Origin of the sequence: Marinobacter salinexigens (genome assembly GCF_008370345.1) — a bacterium.
Classification (GTDB): Bacteria; Pseudomonadota; Gammaproteobacteria; order Pseudomonadales; family Oleiphilaceae; genus Marinobacter; species Marinobacter salinexigens.
The window spans coordinates 214,567-234,416 of record NZ_VTUU01000004.1 but is presented as its reverse complement, the minus strand read 5'-3'; the positions used below and the strand labels follow the sequence as shown (position 1 = coordinate 234,416).

General features: G+C 55.3%; 19 protein-coding genes and 1 tRNA gene. 1 reads left to right on the top strand and 19 read right to left on the bottom strand.

What is annotated here, in order from left to right; all coding sequences use genetic code 11:
• Positions 1 to 32: 32 nt before the first annotated feature.
• The 8 genes from FWJ25_RS10715 to trmJ form a co-directional block, all read right to left on the bottom strand.
• Positions 33 to 1,034 (bottom strand): RodZ domain-containing protein, encoded by a 1,002-nt coding sequence (locus tag FWJ25_RS10715; protein WP_149600277.1) that lies wholly within the window; start codon positions 1,032 to 1,034, stop codon positions 33 to 35.
• Positions 1,024 to 1,830 (bottom strand): type IV pilus biogenesis/stability protein PilW, encoded by an 807-nt coding sequence (gene pilW, locus FWJ25_RS10710; RefSeq protein ID WP_149600276.1) that lies wholly within the window; start codon positions 1,828 to 1,830, stop codon positions 1,024 to 1,026. Before pilW ends, FWJ25_RS10715 begins: the two co-directional genes overlap by 11 nt.
• 38 nt (positions 1,831 to 1,868) lie before the next feature.
• Positions 1,869 to 2,981, bottom strand: coding sequence for a dual-specificity RNA methyltransferase RlmN (gene rlmN, locus FWJ25_RS10705; RefSeq protein WP_149600275.1), 1,113 nt, complete (start codon positions 2,979 to 2,981; stop codon positions 1,869 to 1,871).
• A gap of 66 nt (positions 2,982 to 3,047) precedes the next feature.
• Positions 3,048 to 3,476: a nucleoside-diphosphate kinase gene (gene ndk / locus FWJ25_RS10700; protein ID WP_149600274.1), complete on the bottom strand. Its 429-nt coding sequence runs from the start codon at positions 3,474 to 3,476 to the stop codon at positions 3,048 to 3,050.
• A 68-nt stretch (positions 3,477 to 3,544) separates the two neighbouring features.
• Positions 3,545 to 4,693 carry an IscS subfamily cysteine desulfurase gene (locus FWJ25_RS10695; protein WP_149600273.1) on the bottom strand — a complete coding sequence of 383 codons (1,149 nt, stop codon included), beginning with the start codon at positions 4,691 to 4,693 and terminating at the stop codon, positions 3,545 to 3,547.
• 23 nt (positions 4,694 to 4,716) lie between these two features.
• Positions 4,717 to 5,217 carry a Fe-S cluster assembly transcriptional regulator IscR gene (gene iscR, locus FWJ25_RS10690; protein WP_149600272.1) on the bottom strand — a complete coding sequence of 167 codons (501 nt, stop codon included), beginning with the start codon at positions 5,215 to 5,217 and terminating at the stop codon, positions 4,717 to 4,719.
• 77 nt (positions 5,218 to 5,294) lie between these two features.
• Complete coding sequence (gene cysE, locus FWJ25_RS10685) at positions 5,295 to 6,071, bottom strand: serine O-acetyltransferase (protein WP_149600271.1); 777 nt, start codon at positions 6,069 to 6,071, stop codon at positions 5,295 to 5,297.
• Entirely contained in the window at positions 6,064 to 6,939 is an 876-nt protein-coding gene (gene trmJ / locus FWJ25_RS10680) for a tRNA (cytosine(32)/uridine(32)-2'-O)-methyltransferase TrmJ (protein ID WP_149600270.1), read from the bottom strand. Before trmJ ends, cysE begins: the two co-directional genes overlap by 8 nt.
• A gap of 184 nt (positions 6,940 to 7,123) precedes the next feature.
• On the opposite strand from trmJ, the gene FWJ25_RS10675 reads away from it, so the two are divergent.
• Entirely contained in the window at positions 7,124 to 7,924 is an 801-nt protein-coding gene (locus FWJ25_RS10675; protein WP_149600269.1) for an inositol monophosphatase family protein, read from the top strand.
• 78 nt (positions 7,925 to 8,002) lie between these two features.
• On the opposite strand, the gene secF is transcribed toward FWJ25_RS10675, so the two are convergent.
• The 11 genes from secF to flgH form a co-directional block, all read right to left on the bottom strand.
• Positions 8,003 to 8,956 carry a protein translocase subunit SecF gene (gene secF / locus FWJ25_RS10670; RefSeq protein ID WP_149600268.1) on the bottom strand — a complete coding sequence of 318 codons (954 nt, stop codon included), beginning with the start codon at positions 8,954 to 8,956 and terminating at the stop codon, positions 8,003 to 8,005.
• Positions 8,949 to 10,823, bottom strand: coding sequence for a protein translocase subunit SecD (gene secD / locus FWJ25_RS10665; protein WP_149600267.1), 1,875 nt, complete (start codon positions 10,821 to 10,823; stop codon positions 8,949 to 8,951). Before secD ends, secF begins: the two co-directional genes overlap by 8 nt.
• Before the next feature lie 83 nt (positions 10,824 to 10,906).
• The gene (gene yajC / locus FWJ25_RS10660) at positions 10,907 to 11,269 is read right to left on the bottom strand and encodes a preprotein translocase subunit YajC (protein ID WP_149600266.1); all 363 of its coding nucleotides are present in this window, start codon (positions 11,267 to 11,269) and stop codon (positions 10,907 to 10,909) included.
• A gap of 42 nt (positions 11,270 to 11,311) precedes the next feature.
• Positions 11,312 to 12,433 (bottom strand): tRNA guanosine(34) transglycosylase Tgt, encoded by a 1,122-nt coding sequence (gene tgt / locus FWJ25_RS10655; protein WP_149600412.1) that lies wholly within the window; start codon positions 12,431 to 12,433, stop codon positions 11,312 to 11,314.
• 14 nt (positions 12,434 to 12,447) lie between these two features.
• The gene (queA, locus tag FWJ25_RS10650; protein WP_149600265.1) at positions 12,448 to 13,551 is read right to left on the bottom strand and encodes a tRNA preQ1(34) S-adenosylmethionine ribosyltransferase-isomerase QueA; all 1,104 of its coding nucleotides are present in this window, start codon (positions 13,549 to 13,551) and stop codon (positions 12,448 to 12,450) included.
• 31 nt (positions 13,552 to 13,582) lie between these two features.
• Positions 13,583 to 13,669: transfer RNA gene (locus FWJ25_RS10645), tRNA-Leu, on the bottom strand.
• An 81-nt stretch (positions 13,670 to 13,750) separates the two neighbouring features.
• Positions 13,751 to 14,974 carry a flagellar hook-associated protein FlgL gene (flgL, locus tag FWJ25_RS10640; protein ID WP_149600264.1) on the bottom strand — a complete coding sequence of 408 codons (1,224 nt, stop codon included), beginning with the start codon at positions 14,972 to 14,974 and terminating at the stop codon, positions 13,751 to 13,753.
• A 34-nt stretch (positions 14,975 to 15,008) separates the two neighbouring features.
• Positions 15,009 to 17,042, bottom strand: coding sequence for a flagellar hook-associated protein FlgK (flgK, locus tag FWJ25_RS10635; RefSeq protein WP_149600263.1), 2,034 nt, complete (start codon positions 17,040 to 17,042; stop codon positions 15,009 to 15,011).
• Positions 17,043 to 17,047: 5 nt separating this feature from the next.
• Complete coding sequence (gene flgJ, locus FWJ25_RS10630; protein ID WP_149600262.1) at positions 17,048 to 18,043, bottom strand: flagellar assembly peptidoglycan hydrolase FlgJ; 996 nt, start codon at positions 18,041 to 18,043, stop codon at positions 17,048 to 17,050.
• Between the two features lie 8 nt (positions 18,044 to 18,051).
• Complete coding sequence (locus FWJ25_RS10625) at positions 18,052 to 19,149, bottom strand: flagellar basal body P-ring protein FlgI (protein ID WP_149600261.1); 1,098 nt, start codon at positions 19,147 to 19,149, stop codon at positions 18,052 to 18,054.
• A complete protein-coding gene (gene flgH, locus FWJ25_RS10620) occupies positions 19,146 to 19,847 on the bottom strand; it encodes a flagellar basal body L-ring protein FlgH (protein ID WP_149600260.1) in 702 nt (233 codons plus the stop codon). Before flgH ends, FWJ25_RS10625 begins: the two co-directional genes overlap by 4 nt.
• Positions 19,848 to 19,850 lie beyond the last annotated feature (3 nt).

The window sequence follows — 19,850 nt, the reverse complement described above, 5'->3', positions numbered from 1 at the left end:
TACAGACCAATATCGTTTGATTCTTCGGAGATTCAGATTGTCAGGGTAAATTCTGACCGATTATTTACGACGGGGTAATCGCCCATTTCCAGGGGTTCTCCCTGGAAACTGATGGTGCTCACGGCGTCCACTGCACCAATCACCACGGTCAGGGGCAGGTCACCGACCACGTCGAGATTATCGCCTGCCCGCTGAAGGGAGCTGACCAGCCGATTCCCGTTCGAATCACTGATTCTCACCCAGCAGTCTCTGACAAAGCTGATCTGGAGCCGACCGGTGTTGTCTGCCGCTATGGCTTGCACTGACGGTTCTGACACGGACTCAGGCTGGTCAGACTCGAGGACTTCGACAACACCCTCTTCTGACTGCACAGGCACCTCAACCTCAGCAGCTACTGTTTCTACAGAAGGCTCTTCGACCGACTCAGACGCTACATCCTCTGCAACTGGCTCGGCATCACTGACTGCCTCTGAATCAGGCACTGGCTCTTCGACGGAAACGTCTTCAACTACAGACTCTGGCACTGAAGGTCCCGGTGCTTCTGCGTCAGACGCAGGAGCCGACTCTTCAATGACCTCGCCAGGTTCCTGACTGTCTGGCGCGACCGTTTGCTGGGCAGGTAATAGAAAATGCACCACGACCCAGGCTACCAAACCAATAATTGCCAACAGAAAAACCGCCTTTGCCGCACGACGTTTCCGGCTGCGACGGCGTTCAATATCCACCAGTGGGCTGGCTTCAAATTCCTGTTTGCGCTGCTCGCGCATCGGTTCCAGTTCCTGATCCAGATCCGCAATGAGGCGGTCCGCATCCAGTCCCACATGGACGGCATAGGCCCTGACATAACCTTTAAGGAAGAGTTCACTGTCAATCTTCCCATAATCACCAGCTTCAATCGCCTGAATGACGGCAGGCCGCAAATGCTGGACATTGGCGATGTCGTTAACATCAAGCCCTCGGGATTCCCGGGCCTTTTTCAGCCGTAATCCGACCGGATTATCGTTCACTGGCTGGGTAACGTCTTCATTGGCCATTAGACATCAACACCTTATATTGTTGGTATTCGTCTGACTCCGGATAATTATTTTTCAACTGAAGTGCCAGGCTGGCTTCCTGGTCACGATCATCGAGGCTGTGAGCAATCCGGATACCAGTCCAGAGGCTTTCCGCAGAGTGACGCATGCGAGTATCCCGCTGCATCATAGAAGTGAGGCGACTGTAGTAACGGCTGGCAGCACTGTAGCGCCCCTGCTCGACCAGTACCCGAGACAGCGACAACAAAGGACGGGCATCGCCCCGGGAGAGTTCAACCGCGCGTCGGTACGCTGCTTCTGCGTCCTCCAGCTTGCCCAACCGCTCCTGGGTCATTCCCAGATTGAAGAAAACCGAGCCTCGGTCCGGGTATTCGGTATCCCGGGAAGCAGCGGTAAACTGGGCGCTTGCGTCTTCAAACCGCTGCTGGCCATAGAGAAACGCACCGTAGTACACCCGCCCGCGGGTATAATCACTATCGCTGCTGATCGCTTGCCTGAAGCTCTTCTCAGCCAGCTCAGCCTCACCTTCGGCGTTGTAAACAAGTCCCATAGCTGAGCGGGCTGCAGCGCTGTCAGAGTCGAGCTCCAAAGCACGATCCAGGTGGTGACGTGCCCGATCCAGATTGCCCTGGCCAATGTAGGCCGTACCCAGACGGACATAATTGGCGATGGCATCCTGTCGATCAGCTTCCCTGGCAAAGGGGCTGTCCGTCGTTGTAACGCAGCCTGTGACCAAGACGGTGGCAATAAGAGCGGCCACGACAGAGAGAAATCTGCTTTTCGTTTTGAATGTCACAGTCCTGCAATCCTCGCTAACTGATGTATGGTTCCAGATCAGGGATTAACCTGTTGAACCTGAATGTAACGCTGGCTTCGACGGGTGCGGTCTTCCACCCGGCCAACAAGCTGGCCACAGGCGGCGTCTATGTCGTCGCCACGGGTGGTCCGGATAGTCGCAATATACCCGAGTTCGTTCAGCACCGTCTGGAACCGACGGGTTGCGTTCCTGCTCGGTCGCCGGAAATCGCTCTCCGGGAATGGATTGAAAGGAATGAGGTTGATCTTGCAAGGAAGCCCTCGCAGCAGCTCAGCCAACTGCCGGGCGTGTTCCGGCTGATCGTTCATCCCTTCAATCACGGTATATTCGATGGTTGCTTTCCGTTTGTCAGGCAGGCCGGACAGATAGCGCCTGGTGGCCGCCAACAACTCGGAAATCGGGTATTTTTTGTTCAGAGGAACGAGCTTGTTGCGGAGCTCATCATTGGGGGCATGAAGCGAAATGGCCAGTGAAACATCGGTAACTTCACCCAGGCGATCAAGGGCTGGCACCACACCGGATGTGCTGAGTGTTACGCGCCGTTTTGAAATACCGTAGGCGTTGTCTTCCATCATCAGATTCATGGCATCAACAACGTTGTCAAAGTTGAGCAACGGCTCACCCATGCCCATCATGACCACGTTAGTGATCGGACGATCCGGACCCGGCTCGAATGGCATGAAGGCTTTACGGGCCACCCACACCTGGCCGATGATCTCGGCAGCGGTCAGGTTCCGGTTGAAACCCCGTTTTCCGGTTGAACAGAAAGTGCAGTCAAGGCTGCAGCCAATCTGCGAGGACACACAAAGAGTTCCCCGCTCACCATCCGGAATCAGAACAGTTTCCACACTGTTGCCATTGTCCATCCGCATCACCCATTTGCGGGTGCCGTCTTTGGAGGTTTCGTCATAGATCACTTCCGGCCCACGGACTTCAGCAACGAGCTTGAGCTTGTCCCTCAGGGACTTGCTCATATTGGTCATTTGATCGAAGTCATCAACCCCGCGCTGATGAATCCATTGAAGGACCTGCTGCGCGCGGAAGCGCTTTTCGCCCAGGGACTCGAAATAGGCCTCAAGCTTGGCTTTCGGCATCCCCAGCAAATTGGTTTTTTCAGCAGCAGCTGTCATGTCATAACCTCGATCAGATAACCAATCCGGAAGCGAGCCAGCAGCGGCCCGCTTCCAGCGACAACCTTAGCCGCGCGGGCAGATTTCGTTGTCGTTAAAGAAATACGCAACTTCGCGCTCGGCAGAAGCAGCGGAATCAGAGCCGTGAACGGCGTTCGCATCGATGGAAGAAGCAAAGTCAGCACGGATGGTGCCGGCATCAGCTTCTTTCGGGTTGGTGGCACCCATCAGCTCACGATTCTTAAGGATGGCGCCTTCACCTTCCAGAACCTGAACAACAACCGGGCCAGAGGTCATGAATGCAACCAGGTCATTGAAGAACGGGCGCTCTTTGTGCTCAGCGTAGAAGCCTTCTGCCTGCTCCTGGGTCAGGTGCATCATCTTGGCGGCTACAATGTTCAGGCCAGCTTTTTCAAAGCGGCTGTAGATTTCACCGATCACGTTCTTTGCTACCGCGTCGGGCTTGATAATCGAGAGCGTGCGCTCGTTTGCCATGATCTTTCTCCATTTGAGTTCGGGTTAAAATTCCGGCCTGCGATTATACGCAGTCCGGCGCCAACTGCCTACCGCACTGAACGAAGGCGGGTAACAACATCAACAATTTGCGCACTGGCGAAAACCACTTCCTCATGACTGGTGAAACGACCAAAAGAAAATCGTAGCGCTCTGTGGGCCTGCTCATCACTGAGACCAATCCCCCGCAGCACGTAGGATGGTTCGATGGTTGCCGAAGCACACGCCGATCCAGAAGACACAGCCAGGTCACGCAGCCCCAGCATAAGGGACTCTGCGTCAACTCCTTCAAAAGACAGGTTGAGTATCCCGGGGACTCGCCCCGTATCACTGCCGTTAAGAGTGACCCCTGCCAGTCCTGACAGCCCCTCCAGAAAAGCATTACGTAGCTGTTCAAGCGCTTCTATTTCAGCGGACAGGCTCTGAGCAGCAATTGCAAAGGCCTTTCCCATACCCACGATCTGGTGAGTCGGAAGCGTGCCGGAACGCATACCCCGCTCATGGCCACCACCGTGAATCTGAGCTTCAATTTTTACATCGGGCGAACGACGGACATAGAGCGCGCCGATCCCTTTCGGTCCATAGACCTTATGACCCGACAACGCCATAAGATCCACTGGCATAGTTGTTACATCAACCGGCATCTTACCTGCTGCCTGAGCGGCATCAACATGGAACAGAATGCCCCGCTCTCTCAACATGCCGCCGATAGACGCAATATCATTAATAGTCCCGAGCTCATTATTCACCAGCATCAGGCTGACCAGAACGGTATTATCCCGCAACGCCCCTTCAACCTGAGCCGGGCTGATCCGGCCCTCGTGATCCGGTTTCAGCCAGGTCACATCCACACCACGACCTTCCAGCCATTTACAGGTATCAACAACCGCCTTGTGCTCGATAGTCGACGTGATCACATGCACATCGGTGCGACCCGCAACAGCGCCCTTGATTGCCAGGTTATCGGATTCCGTCGCGCCGGAGGTCCAGACGATTTCCCTCGGGTCAGCGTGGATCAGGTTAGCCACCTGCTTTCTGGCGGATTCAACGGCAGCCTCAGCCTGCCAGCCAAACGCGTGGGAACGTGAAGCAGGATTACCAAATATGCCGTCCGGGGTCAGGTACCTGACCATATCGTCGGCAACAGAAGGATCAACGGGCGTGGTGGCCGCGTAGTCCAGATATACGGGCTTTTTCATGGCTATTTTTTCAGGACTTGGTTTCAGACCGCCGCCTGGTCTGACAGGCGTTCGGTGTTAATGGTTTCAGAATCGACACCTGATGACTGGAGGCGATTCTGCCGATCCGCCACGTTGCGGATTTCCCGCTTTTTCATCAGATCGCCGAGGCTGATTTGACTGAGGAACTGGTGAATCTGATCACTCAGATCTGACCAGAGATGGTGAGTCAGGCACTTCTCGCCATTCTGGCAGTCGCCCTTGTTACCGCAACGAGTCGTATCCAGGGACTCGCTGACAGCATCGACAACTTCGGCAACATACACTTCATCGGCATTGCGGCTCAGACGGTAACCACCACCAGGGCCGCGTATGCTGATAACAAGCTTTTGCCTGCGCAGACGGGAAAAAAGCTGTTCCAGGTAGGACAACGAGATTTCCTGACGAGCGGAAATGTCCGCAAGACTGACCGGCCCCTGATCTCCATGGAGAGCAAGATCCAGCATTGCCGTAACGGCATAACGGCCTTTGGTGGTCAGTTTCATAGCGTCAGCCCCAAGGCGGGATTGAATCTCGGTTAACAGCAGCGAGTATGTATTGACCGAGTAAATCAGTCAAGTATTCAACCCTGCTTCTCCTCGCCCGGATCACGAACACAATCGAAATCCTCTTCCTGCAATGGCGGCAACTCTCCATTCTGGTATTCACTGTTGACCGTGCGAAGTGCCTTGCACATAGAGTCGATGCGATCATCCACCGCGTGCATGTGATCCAACAGCGAACGAACAGCACGAGCTACCGGGTCCGGCATCTCTTCAGTAACACCGTAGGCATCAAAGCCCATGCGCTCTTCCATTTCTTTGCGGCGCACCTCATCTTCGGTTTGACGCTTGATGATGACCCGCCCTGGAATGCCAACGACCGTAGCACCGGCAGGCACTTCCTTGGTGACCACAGAATTGGAACCTACTTTCGCTCCCTCACCCACCTCAAACGGACCGAGAATTTTGGCGCCGGCGCCAACTACAACGCCGTTACCGATCGTGGGGTGCCGCTTACCCTTATTCCAACTGGTTCCACCAAGGGTGACGCCCTGGTACAGGGTGACGTCATCGCCTATAACCGTTGTTTCGCCGATCACAACCCCCATACCGTGATCGATGAAGAAACGCCGACCGATGGTTGCCCCAGGATGGATCTCGATACCGGTCAGCCACCGGGAAATCGTCGAAATGGTACGAGCGAGCCATTTCAGACCCAGATTCCACAACCAATGAGCAAACCGGTGAAGCAGAAGGGCATGGAGCCCCGGATAGTTGGTGAGAACTTCAAACGTGTTCCGCGCAGCCGGATCCCGATGAAAAACACTGCTAACGTCTTCCCTCAATCTCTCAAACATGCCCATCTTCCTGTTCTGCCGCTTTGTCGACGGCCTCATTGTTTTTACCCAAACCCTGGGCTTTGCCGTGAGTGCCTGCCGCCTTTTGCACGGCGGTCAGTATGCCTCGCAGGATATTAATTTCCATTTGGTCAAGCCCGGCACGCTGAAACAGCCTGCGCAGCCGGGTCATCAACTGACGCGGATTTTCGCGACGATGAAAGTCCACATCCACCAAAACCTGCTCAAGATGACCAAAGAATCCCTCTACGTCATGCACTTCCGCTGGAGGGACATCCCACCCCTCATCCCCCGGCCGAGTCATGGCCTTTAAGTATGGGCTCCCTTCTTCACCTTCAAGCCCCCGTAAGTAGTGCATCCGCAATTCATAGCACATGACCTGAACCGCCATAGCAAGATTCAGCGAACTGTATTCGGGGTTAGACGGGATATGGATGTGGTAATGACAACGCTGAAGCTCATCATTACTCAGACCATGGTTTTCACGGCCAAACACCAGGGCAACCCGGCCGCCTTTTGCAGCCTCTGAGGCTGTAGCCGCTGCATCGGGCGGCGCAATAACCGGCCAGGGAACTTTCCGCCCGCGGGCACTGGTACCCATAACCACAACGCAATCAGCGATGGCTTCATCCAGCGTGGACACCACTGTTGCCCGATCGAGAACATCCGAGGCACCGGAAGAGCGGGCATAGGAAGCTTCATCAGGGAAAGAGTTGGGATTGACCAGCCAGAGATTACCCAACCCCATATTTTTCATGGCGCGGGCAACCGCACCGATATTGCCTGAATGGGAAGTTTCGACCAGTACGATACGAATCTGGTCCTGGAACGTGTCAGTACCTTCCAGAGGAAGTGCCGGCTTGTGCATTGCGAACGAATCCAAGCAGAATGAGTAAAGGACGCAATGATAGCAGAAACTGCCACGCCCCCGCGCCTCCGAAGAACCCGCAATTAGCCATCATCCGTGGTATTGCTGAGTCAAAAAACGTACAAGCGCAGCTATCTTTTGCTATCATACCCGGCCTTCACACATCCGGATAATGAACACTCAGATGCAACCAGCGATTAAAATGGCCCTGCGCGTTGCGCGTCAGGGGTCGGACTATCTGAAAGCCCACTTTGAGCGCCAAGCCTCCAACGCCAACGACGACGAAGAACGCCGTCGCCAGCTGGACCGTGTAGAACAGTCCATTTATGACAGTTTCCTGGAGCAGCTTGAAAAGGCCTACAAGGATCACAGCATTGCCCCTCTGAATGAGGCAGATGCTGGCAGCAGCGAGAAGAGCTGGCACATTTTCCCGGTACTCGGCCGCGACAATTTCCTGCGTGGTATCCCGGAGTTTGCCATTGCTCTCGCGCAGAAGAAGAACAACCGGACCGAGAATCTGTTGATCGTTAACCCGATTACTGGTGAAGAGTTCTCGGCCAGCCGAGGCCACGGCGCAGCACTTAACAGCCGCCGTATCCGCACATCCGACACCAAGGTCACAGGCAAAGCCGCCATTGCGAGCAACCTGCTGGACCAGACCCGCAAGAGCGAAGATCCGCAATTGTGGGGCGAAATGTCTACCGTGCTGGCCCAACACTCCGCAATGTTCCGGACCTCCGGTTGCGCAGTTCTCGATATTGCACGCGTCGCCTCAGGCAACCTGGATGCAGCGGTTATCTTCCGGCCGGAAGCCACAGACCTCGAACTTGGTGCAACCCTGGCTATGGAATCCGGCGCGCTGACCGGAGACTTCTCCGGCAACCCTTCTACCGCCGGTGCTCGCCAACTCGTTGTCGCAAACCCGAAGCTTTTCCGGGAAGTGCTCAAAGCCCTTCATCCGTACCGGGGCCGCCTGCCGCGTTAATCGGCATCAAGCAGGCATAAAAAAACCGCCACTCCTGAGAGTTGGCGGTTTTTTTGTACCACCTACGTGGCGACACCCTTACATCCGATTCAGCCATTCGGGCGGCTGTTCTTCTTCCTCTGCGCCCGCAGCGCCTTCCTTTGCTGGAAGGATCAGATCCTCTCGGGTAACTCCAAACGCGATCAGAAGGTTCGCCGAAACGTAGATGGAAGAATAAGTACCCACAACCACGCCAATAATCAGCGCCAGGGCAAAGTTGTTAATTGCCTCACCACCAAATACGTAAAGAGCGATCAGAACAACCAGCGTCGTCCCCGATGTATTGATGGTACGACCAATGGTCTGGTGAATTGAGCTATTGATGATTTCCCAGGAATCGCCGACCCGCATCTTTCGGAAGTTCTCCCGAATTCGATCAGCGACAACGATCGTATCATTCAGCGAATAACCGATGATCGCCAACAATGCAGCCAGTACCGTGAGGTCGAACGTCCACTGGAACAACGCAAACACCCCCAGAACAATCACAACGTCATGGGCGAGCGGAAGAACAGAGGCAATACCAAACTTGAACTGGAACCGCATGCCGACATAGATCAGCACTACAGCCAGCGCCAACAATAACCCCAGACCGCTGCTCTCACGGAGCTCATCACCAACCTGAGAACCGATAAACTCGGAACTCACAAGTTCCAGCTGCTCGCCACCGGCCTGCAGCGCCGACGTCACATCTTTCGCAAGCTCGTCATTGCCGGCTTCGGCAAGGCGAACCAGCACCGTCGTGTCCGCACCGAAGTTTTGTACAACAAACTGGTCGTACCCGGCCTCAGTGAGGGTTGTCCGAATCTCATCCAGAGACGGGGCTGACGCGTACTCAAACTCTACCGACGTTCCGCCAGTGAAATCCATGCCGAGATTAAGGCCCCGCACAGACAGAAGAATGACAGACGCTACCAGCAAAGTGATAGAGAACACGGAAGCGATTTTCCGCAGCCCCATAAAATCAAATGGCTTTTTCGCTTGATCAGACATTGACCTGCTTTCCTCCGATCGACAATTTCTCGATCTTTCGACCTCCATAAACCAGATTGACGATGCTACGACTGACCATCAGACCACTGAACATGGAGGTCATGATCCCGAGGCACAGCGTCACTGCAAAGCCCTTCACAGGACCTGAGCCCATAGCGAACAGGATCACAGCCACCAGAAGCGTGGTGATGTTGGCATCGAAAATAGACACAAACGCCCTTGAATACCCGGAATTGATCGCCGACTGCGGTGGCACCCCAGCCTTCAGCTCCTCTCGGATTCGCTCGAATATCAGCACGTTGGCATCAACCGCCATACCGACTGTCAAAACGATACCGGCAATACCGGGAAGGGTCAGAGTCGCTGACAGAATCGACATACAGGCGATCAACAGCATCAGGTTGAGAGTCAGAGACACATTGGCAATCAGACCGAAGCCACGGTAGTAAGCCAGCATATAGGCCAGTACCAACGCAAAGCCCAATGCCACCGACATCATGCCGGCATCAATGTTCTGCTGCCCCAGGCTGGGACCAATCGTACGTTCCTGAACAAAATACATCGGCGCTGCAAGCGCACCGGCCCGCAACAGCAGGGCCAGCTCGGACGCTTCCGGAATCGAATCGAGACCCGTAATCCGGAAACTACTGCCCAGCGCGGACTGGACCGTCGCCAGACTGATAATGCCCTTGTCGACAACGCGCTTCTCGACCGCGGTCATCTCACCATCCACCATGCGATTCTCGGTTTCCGTACGGAACTCAATGAAGAGCACAGCCATACGGCGGCCAATCGCATTGCGGGTTGCCCTGTTCATCTGGTCACCACCCACGGAGTCCATGGTGATATTGACCTGAGGCTGACCATTCTCGTCAAACGCCTGCTGGGCGTTGGAAACGTTGTTACCCGTAGTGATAACGTCTTTTTCAAGGCGAGCTGTTCGCTGGGGGGTATCCCGGAACCCGAACGTTTCAATCTCGGCAGCGGAAGCGTCCTGGCGGGCTTCCATACGGAATTCCAGGTTGGCAGTTGCCCCCAGGACCCGTTTGGCCTGAGCGGTATCCTGCACACCTGGCAGCTCAACAATAATGCGATCAGCACCCTGGCGCTGAACCAACGGCTCAGCAACGCCCAGCTCGTTCACCCGGTTACGGATGGTGGTAAGGTTCTGCTCAAGGGCGTATTCCTGAATAGATTTCACTTCAGCTTCAGAAAGCGACAGAACAATCTGGAGATCGCCATCTTCAGTTTGCTCGTCCATCAGGAACTGGTTGTACTTACCACGGATCAGGTCGAATGCTTCCGCCCTCGCCTCTTCATCACGGAAGCTCAGTACGATCTCACGCTGACCCTGTACATCACCGCCGCGATAGCGAATCCGCTCTTCCCGAAGGTCTCCCTTGATCTGGCTGGACAGCGCTTCAAGACGCTGGTTAACCGCCGTTTCCATATCCACTTCGAGCAGGAAGTGAACCCCACCACGCAAATCAAGGCCAAGCTTCATCGGGCCAGCGCCCATGCTCTTCAGCCATTCAGGGGTGGATGGCGCCATATTCAGGGCAACCAGGTACTCACGACCCAGCGCACTCTGGACCACAGGCCGGGCCTGCAACTGGGCATCAGCGCTGGTCAGACGAATAAGGGCGTTACGATCCTGCAGCGCGCTGCTTTTAACCTCGATACCCTCAGACTCAAGGGCCTGAACAGCGCGATCCAGAATGTCGGTGTTCACCTCGGTGCTGCTCCGGGCACCAGTAATCTGAACAGCGTAATCATCAGGGAAGAGGTTAGGTAAGGCGTAGATAAACCCGATCACAAGCGCGACCAGGATAACCAGGTTTTTCCAGAGCGGGTACTTGTTAAGCATGGGATCCCTTTTAGCCGACCGGCTGGACGGCCGTGGTGTTTCTGCCAGAAAAAATCAGGCCGCCATAAAAGGCGGCCTCAGGCTCAGATATCTTTCAGAGTGCCCTTCGGAAGAGCCGCTGCAACAGCAACCTTCTGAACCTTGATTTCAACATTGTCGGCAACTTCGATAACGATAAAGTCGTCAGTTACCTTGGTGATCTTGCCGGCAACACCGCCAGAAGTCACAACCTCATCACCTTTGTTCAGGCCGGACATCAGGTTCTTGTGCTCTTTCGCACGCTTGGATTGCGGACGCCAGATCAGGAAGTAAAAGATGGCGATAAAACCGGCAAAGAAGATGACCTGCCCCATTACACCCATACCCTGAGCTGCCGGGTCCTGTGCCATTGCCAGTGCCGGCATCATCGCTACCAGACCAGCGAGGAGCATTTTGATTGACTTCATTAAGTTTCTCCGTTGATTAAGCAATTAATTCAGACTTCCAATTCAGGCTTCGGCCAGCGGTGGTACGCTTTCGCCGCGAAGTGCGTAGAACTCTGATACAAAGTCCGACAATGTACCTGCTTCAATGGCCCCACGCAATCCAGCCATAAGGTTCTGATAGAACCTGAGGTTGTGAATTGTGTTCAACTGAGAGCCAAGCATTTCTCCGCACTTATCAAGGTGATGCAAGTAACTTTTAGAAAAATTCTTGCATGTGTAACAGTCGCATCGGTCATCCAGAGGACCCGTGTCGTGACGGTTCTTCGCGTTTCGGATCTTTACGATGCCGGTTGATGTGAACAGATAGCCATTCCTGGCATTCCGGGTCGGCATCACGCAGTCGAACATATCCACGCCGCGGCGCACAGCCTCAACAATATCTTCCGGTCGACCAACGCCCATCAGGTAGCGGGGCTTGTCTTCAGGCATTTTGGGAGGCAGATGATCCAGAATCCGGATCATATCGTCTTTGGGTTCACCAACCGAGAGTCCGCCGATGGCGTAGCCGTCAAAACCAATCTCTGTCAGGCCTTCCAGCGAACGATCCCGCAGGTGTTCATACATTCCGCCCTGAACAATACCGAACAGTGCCGACGGATTACCTTCGTGAGCCTTCTTGCTCCGACCGGCCCAGCGCAGAGACAGCTCCATGGAATCCTTAGCTTCGCGCTCTGTGGCAGGATACGGGGTACATTCGTCAAAAATCATGACAATGTCGGAACCCAGATCACGCTGAACCTGCATGGCAATCTCCGGTGACAGCTCAACCGGGGAACCATCGACCGGTGAGCGGAACTTTACGCCCTCCTCGGTGATTTTTCGCATGTCGCCCAGGCTGAACACCTGGAAACCGCCGGAATCGGTCAGGATCGGCCCTTTCCACTGGGTAAAGTCGTGGAGATCACCATGAGCCTTTACCACTTCAGTACCCGGACGCAGCATCAGATGGAAGGTGTTACCGAGAATGATTTCAGCACCGATTTCCTCGATATCACGGGGTAACATGCCCTTCACCGTTCCATAGGTCCCCACAGGCATGAAGGCCGGCGTTTCCACAGTGCCACGGGGAAACGTGAGCCTACCCCGGCGTGCGCGGCCATCCTCGCCGAGCTTCTCAAAAGACATGAAACAGGTCTGGGTCACACAGCCTCCCCGCCACTCTCTGGACGTGATTCGATAGATGATCCCGACGGAGCCTGAAGCATTCCGCGACTGGGCTCCTGTCCGGTGATAAACATGGCATCGCCATAGCTGAAAAACCGGTAACGCTCAGCGACAGCTTCCCGGTAGGCGTTCATAACGTTTTCATAACCGGCAAACGCGCTGACCAGCATGATCAGCGTGGATTCCGGCAAATGGAAATTGGTAATCAAGGCGTCTACGGTCTGGAAACGGTATCCCGGGTGGATAAAGATATCGGTTTCGCCCTGGAAGGCTTGCAGACGACCGCCTCTGCTCGCCGATTCAAGGGAACGCACAGACGTTGTGCCTACGGCAACAACCCGGCCACCCCGGGCCCTGGCGCGCTCAACCGCATCGACGGTTTCCTGGGATACCTGAACCACTTCGCTGTGCATGACATGATCTTCGATCCGGTCAACCCGCACAGGCTGGAACGTGCCCGCCCCTACATGCAGGGTAACGAACGCGGTTTCAACCCCCTGCGCGCGAAGTTTTTCCAGCATCGCCTCGTCAAAATGCAGTCCAGCGGTAGGTGCAGCGACGGCGCCCGCTTCACGGGCGTATACGGTTTGATAGCGTTCCCGGTCAGTGGATTCATCAGGACGGTCGACATACGGCGGCAGTGGCATGTGGCCAATACGCTCAAGCACATCCAGAACCGGCTCAGATGCCTCGCACTTCAGGTGGAAGATCGCATCGTCGCGCCCGGTCATTCTTAGCAGCGTACCGTCTTCGAGAATGACCGCCTGCCCCGTTTTCAGGGCCTTGGAAGCACGGACATGGGCCATGATCTCATGCTGACCGGTTACCCGCTCTACCAATACCTCGACCTGCCCGCCAGTTTCCTTTTTGCCGAACAAGCGCGCAGGAATCACCCGGGTATCATTGAATACCAGCAGGTCACCGGGCTGAAGCAGACCAGGAAGATCGGAAAATTGGCGATGATGCGTCCCACCGGTAATACCTTCAAGGCATAGAAGACGCGAGGCTGTGCGATCTGAAAGCGGATATCGGGCAATCAGTTCATCGGGCAGATCAAAATGAAAATCAGAGACGTTCATGGAGTGGGTATGTCGTGACACTGCAGGAAAGTGGTAGCGGCGGGCGGACTCGAACCGCCACGGGTTTTACCCCAACGGATTTTGAATCCGTCGTGTCTACCAATTTCACCACGCCGCCATCGGAGAGTGAGGGGATTATACTGAGCTTATCCGCGAAATCAACACGTCAGCGGGCAGATCTGCCCGCTGCGTCAATTATTTACAATCTATCGAACAAAGAAAGCTGGGAAACCTGTGCAAATGACTGCTGCGCAGCTTGCAACACGAAGCTCTGAAAGCTCAGGTTACTGATCGCTTCGGCGTAGTCCACATCCTGCAACTGGGAGCGAATTTCATTGCTGTAAACCGATGAATCCTCCAGGAACGTTTTTGTGGACTCAACCGCGTTCATCCGACCACCGATCTCGGTTTGCTTGAGGACCATACTTTCCTGAGCATTATCCAGGTTAACCAGAGACTGAGCGATCAGGTCATCATAGGCAGAATTCCCCTGCCCCGTGGATTTGTCCAGGGTCGTCAAGCCGGCAATCAGGTTTTCGATACTTGCAAAGACCGACTGTTTACCATTCACGTCGATGGTGAACTGATCCCCCGCTCCCGGTACAGCATCCGTAATGGTCATTTCGATGCCTGCAACCACGAACGGCTCTCCGCTCTCATAGGTTGCAGGCTCAACGGTTAACACATCCCCCTGCGCGTCGATCGCAAGGAGAGTACCGTCTGCCTGAATTTCTACCGTGATATCATCCGGAAACGCATTCGGGTATTCCGCCGCCAGATCCGCCTCACTCACCAGCTTGACCCCGGAAATATAGGCATCAGGGTTAACGAGATTGGTGTGCTCTCCAGTAATCGCCTCCGGAACATTCACAAAAATGCCCTTTCCATGGTCGCTGATCGGAACGGTTACGCCATCGTCGATCTCCAGCACCCGCTGGCCTTCGTCGCCCTGATAAACCCAACTGCCCGTCGCGTCCTGCTTGAACGACTGAACCGATCCCTGGAAGCCACTGAAGATATACTCTCCGGATGCATCCTGAGTGTTCGCGACCGTTGCTAACTGTTCCAGGCGCTCTTTCATTTCCGAAGCAATGGACTGCCGGTCATTGACAGACAATGCGCCGTTACCGGCCTGAACGGTAAGCTCCCTGATCCGCTGAATAATATCCGTGGCACTCTGGAGTGCGCTCTCTTCCTGGCTGAGCCGGTTATCCGCCAGATCGACATTGCGCTGATAGGTTTCTACCCGCGCCAGCTCCTGATCCAGCTTGAGTATCCTGGCGGCAGCAACCGGGTCGTCCGATGGCTGGTTAACCCGCTTGCCCGTGGATATCTGCTGCTGGGTATTGTTCAGGCTGGTATTCAGCTCTTGCAGCCGGCTGATACCGCTGGAAAAAATCTGTTGGGATGAAATTCGCATCATCGCACGTCACCTCTTACTGCTTGCGCCGCTGTGATCAACGAAACGTCTGCAGCAATGTATCGAACAAATCCTGGGCCACCGACATAACACGCGCCGACGCGTTATACGCTGCCTGGTACTGAATCAACCTGCCCGCTTCCTCATCCAGGTTAACGCCGGAAACACTCTCCCTCTGAGCGGTCGACTGCTCTACCAGGGTCTTGCTGGCCTCCATATCAAGCTGGCTCTGGCGGGTTTTTACACCAATATCTTCCACCAGCCCGGCGTAGCCTTCAGTGAAGTTCTGGGTACCGTTATTCATCGTATTGGCGGTACCAAGCCCAGCCAGAAGCTCTGCATTCCGGTTATCGGATATGCCGTTGCTGTTGTAGCCGATGGAGAAGGTATCCCCCGGTGCCGGTTCGCCAGTCACCCGGAACTGAAAGCCCTGATAGGCGGCCCCGGCTGCCGGGTCTTCCGTAAACAGCTCGTTGATTTCGCCAACCGCATAGGGCTGATTAGCCGCACCGATCACGGTTCCGCTAACGTCGGTTACGGTGAAGGTCAGCCCCCCCGCGCCATCGTCAGCAAATTCGACAGTTAACGGCCCGTTGCTGAGCTCTCCGGCCGACTGAAATCCCGGCAGCAACGAGTTAGTAAAAGGGTTCCGCACATTCAGCATGGTGCCCTGATCAATCTCGCCGGTTCCGATATTCTGATCGCTGGCGGAGGCCCGGATGGGACTGGCAAAAGCCAGATCTTCCTCACGGTTAATCTGCAGGCCTATGCTCTCCGCTGCATTGCGGGTTGGCTGAATCAGGTATTTGTCTCCGGCATTGAAGGTGCCACCCTCAATGCGGATGTTGAACCCGGGCAATGTGATTTCAGACTGAACAGGATCTGGCAGGCGCCCTTGATTCACTGTTTCGCCAGTGAGGTTGTCCAATACCTCATAGCTACTGCCATCACCTGAGAACTGGATGGTGTAGCTGTTGCCTCCCAGTGCCGAACTGTCGGTTATCTCAACCGCCAGCAATCCGTTCTGGGGCAACTGATTATTGGCATTGGTCACCACCCGGCTGCGCTGGGCTTCCAGGGAGTTGATGTCGTTAAAGAACAAACCGCCCAGATCACCTTCCAGGTCCATTCCAATTTCATGCTGGTGATTGATCGTATCGGCCAGCACAATCGCAATACGGCCCAACTCATCAAACGCGGGCTTCAGTGCCTGGTTATCAAAATAGTAGAGGCCACCCAGTTTGCCCCCGGTGATCTGCTCGTTGATGTTAAGCGTGCGACCACCGCTGGTCAGAGTGAAATCAAGGCGACTGGGGTCCTCGGCACTCTTGCTGGTGCCAAGGGTTGCGGCGTTGTTGCCCACGACCAGAGCCAGCCCGTTGCTTAGCGCAACATTGACCTGACTCCCTTCGGTCTGGGTCACTTTAATGCTCACCAGCTCTGAAAGTTCTTTCAGCTTCTGGTCACGCTGATCCAACAACTCGTTCGGCATCAGACCCTGGGCAATACCAGGCGACTCCGAAATAGCCAGATTCAGATCGGCAATGCTTTTGAGCAGCGTATTGGCATCGGCAACGCCCTGCTGCATTTGCGTTTTGACCGATTCTCTTTGCTGAACAAATTCCTCGTTCAGCCCCTGAAAGCGGTTAACGATCTGCTGGGCTTCGCTCAATACCAACTGGCGCTGAGGTAGGGATGTCGGGTCTTCCGCTGCATTCTGAAGACTGGCAAAGAAATTATTGAGGGCGTTGCTAAGGCCTGTCGTATCACCACCCAACAGGTTATCCAGCCGGCTTAGCTCGGAATTCAAGGCCTGCTGTTCGCCGTAAAGAGTGCTGTCTTCCCGAAGTTGCTGCGACAGGTACTCGTCCGCCAGCCTCCGGATATTGGTGATGGTAACGCCACTGCCCACGGTACCGGCACCGGTGCGCTGACCTTCCTGGGTTTCGAATAACACTTCCTGGCGGCTATAGCCTGGCGTGTTCGCATTGGTAATGTTGTTACCGGTGGTATTCAGTGCTGTCTGATGGCTTAACACGCCACTCAGACCAATGCCCAGCAATCCCGCCATAACGATTACTCCTTACGCTCGCCACTGTCTATGGACAGGGTCATCAGGGAATCCCGGGCCATGATTCTGCGAATCTTCTCGCCGTATGCCGGATCTGTTGCGTAACCTGCCTGCTGAAGTTTTTCAGCGAACACTTCCGGCTGGTCTGCTACTTCAAGCACATCTCGGTATCGGGGATTCGACTCCAGGAACGACACATAGTCCCTGAAACTGGATTCATAATCGGGGTAGGCCCGGAACGAAGCCTGCTCCTTCATGGGGATACCTTCCCGGTATTCTGTTGTCGTGATAGAGACTGAATTTCCTGCCCAGCGGCTGTCAGCCTTGATACCAAACAGGTTGAAGCTGTGCTGATGGTCCTGACCGTTCTGGCCGCGAATCATGTGTCGTCCCCAACCGGTTTCGAGCGCGGCCTGAGCGACCATAACTTTTGCATCAACGCCTGATTCCTCAGCGATGCGTTCCGCCATCGGCAACAGCGTACTCACGAAATGCTCCGGGGATTCAAATCGCTCGGGTAAATCATCAGTCGGCTCACTGACCACCATCGGTTCAGCCGCGGTGATGGCCTTCACCTGCTCAACCTGATCCGCCAGTTTTGGTGAGATCGCAGGCAAGGATCGGTCATAATCCGCGAGACTGCCCTTGTGACCGGCCAGTTTTTCGCCCTTGTCATCCATCCCCGGAATCTGCCGGCTCATTTGTTGCACCAATGCCTCCGCCAGGCCTGCGCCCCGACCGTTGGCCATCGTAAGGCTCAACTGGCTATCAAACATGTCCCGGTAGAACTGGGATTGATTGGTGTTGAGGTAATTACCCTCGGCAAACACATCACCCGCCTTGCGCATGGACTTCAGCATTTCCGACAAAAACATGCTTTCGAACTGACGGGCAACTTCCCGCAGCGCGGCCTGCTTATCGCTGTGCGCTTCGGACTTCAACGCATTCAATCCGCTGAAATCGGTATAAACCTGCGCCTGCTGGAGTTGATAGTCCTGCATCATGCCACCTAGATCACAATCAGCTCGGCGCGCAGTGCGCCTGCCTGTTTCAGCGCTTCGAGAACCGCCATAACATCACCCGGCGCAGCGCCCACCTGGTTTACCGCCTGAACAATCTCGTTCAGGGTGACAGCAGGACCGAACTTGAACATGCGCGCAGGGTCTTCAGTCACGGCAATCTGGCTATCCTGCTGCAGGGCCGTCTCACCACGGGAAAATGGATCAGGCTGTACGATTTCAGGATTTTCCTGAATGGTGACCGTCAGGTTGCCGTGGGTGATGGCCGCCGGGCTCACCTTGACGTTCTGGCCAACCACAATAGTTCCGGTGCGACTGTTGATGACCACTTTGGCCGCTTCTTCCGCAGGGTCGACTTCGATATTTTCGAGAATCGACAGGAAACTGACCCTCTGGGAGGGGTCCCGCGGTGCCCGAACGGAAATCGACGTGGCGTCGTGGGCGTAAGCCATGTCCGGTCCAAGGTAACCGTTAATGGCCTCAACCACCCGCCTGGCCGTAGTGAAATCGGACTGCAGGAGGTTGAAGGTAATGGTGTCTCCTTTGTTGAACGGCGAGGCCACTTCCCGCTCAATGGTTGCGCCATTGGGAATCCGGCCAACACTGGGAATATTTACCGTAATGCGGGAACCGTCCTGGCCACTGGCATCAAAGCCGCCGACCACCAGACTGCCCTGACCAATCGCATAGATCTGTCCGTCTGCGCCTTTCAGCGGGGTCATCAAAAGTGTTCCGCCGCGCAGGCTATCGGCATTACCAATCGATGAAACAGTAATATCGAGTTCCTGACCCGGCTTGGCAAAGGCTGGTAAGGTCGCGCTCACGGTGACCGCAGCAACATTCGCCAGATTGGGGTTTACCCCGTCCGGCAGAGTGACGCCGAACTGGCTCATCATGTTACGGAACGACTGGTTCGTGAATGGCGCCTTGTCCCCCGTCCCATCAAGCCCTACCACCAGGCCATAACCCACCAACTGGTTATTACGAACCCCCTTGATGCGGGCCATATCTTTGAGACGGTCTGCCAACACCGGAGATGCCAGTACCGACAGCATCAGAAACAGGGCAAAGGCCTTTCGCAGCATCATAGCGGCCACCACTCACTGTTGAAGAAGCGCGCAGCCCAACCCATCTGGTTGGCCTGATCAAAATCACCCGTGCCACCATAGGCAATCCGGGCGTCGGCAATCCGGGTGGAGGCCACGGTGTTATCAGGCTGGATATCCTGAGGACGAACCATTCCGGTCAGCCGGATATATTCATCGCCGTTGGTCAGCGACAGCCACTTTTCACCTCGAATCCTCAGCACACCATTTGGCAGTACCTCGGTGACCGTAACGGTGATATTGCCGTCCAGGCTGTTACTCTGGTCAGCTTCAGCCGAGCCCTCAAAATCACGCTCATGGTTGAAGGACGTGTTGAGCCCGAAGTTACCCTTCCCCAGGATCGTGGGCTCCGGCAGTGTCACCTCATTGTCCTTGGTGATACTGGTATCCGCGTTCTTGCTCGCCTGCGTCGATTCTTCCAGGGTGACCGTCAGAATATCGCCGATATTCAGTGCCGTTGTATCACCGTAGAAATTGTAATTCCGGGATGGCTGGAAGATGGCACCCGACGCCGGGTCCGCCTGCATCATTGCCTGGGCGCGGACCGGCGCGTACCGGGGGTCATCCGGCATCGCACGGGGGCGGCTCATCGCGGTGCAACCCTGCAGCACAATCAGAGCTCCGACAAGTGCCAGTGAGCTGGCTCTCCTGACGTTACTGATTTGAATGATGCGTTTCATGGC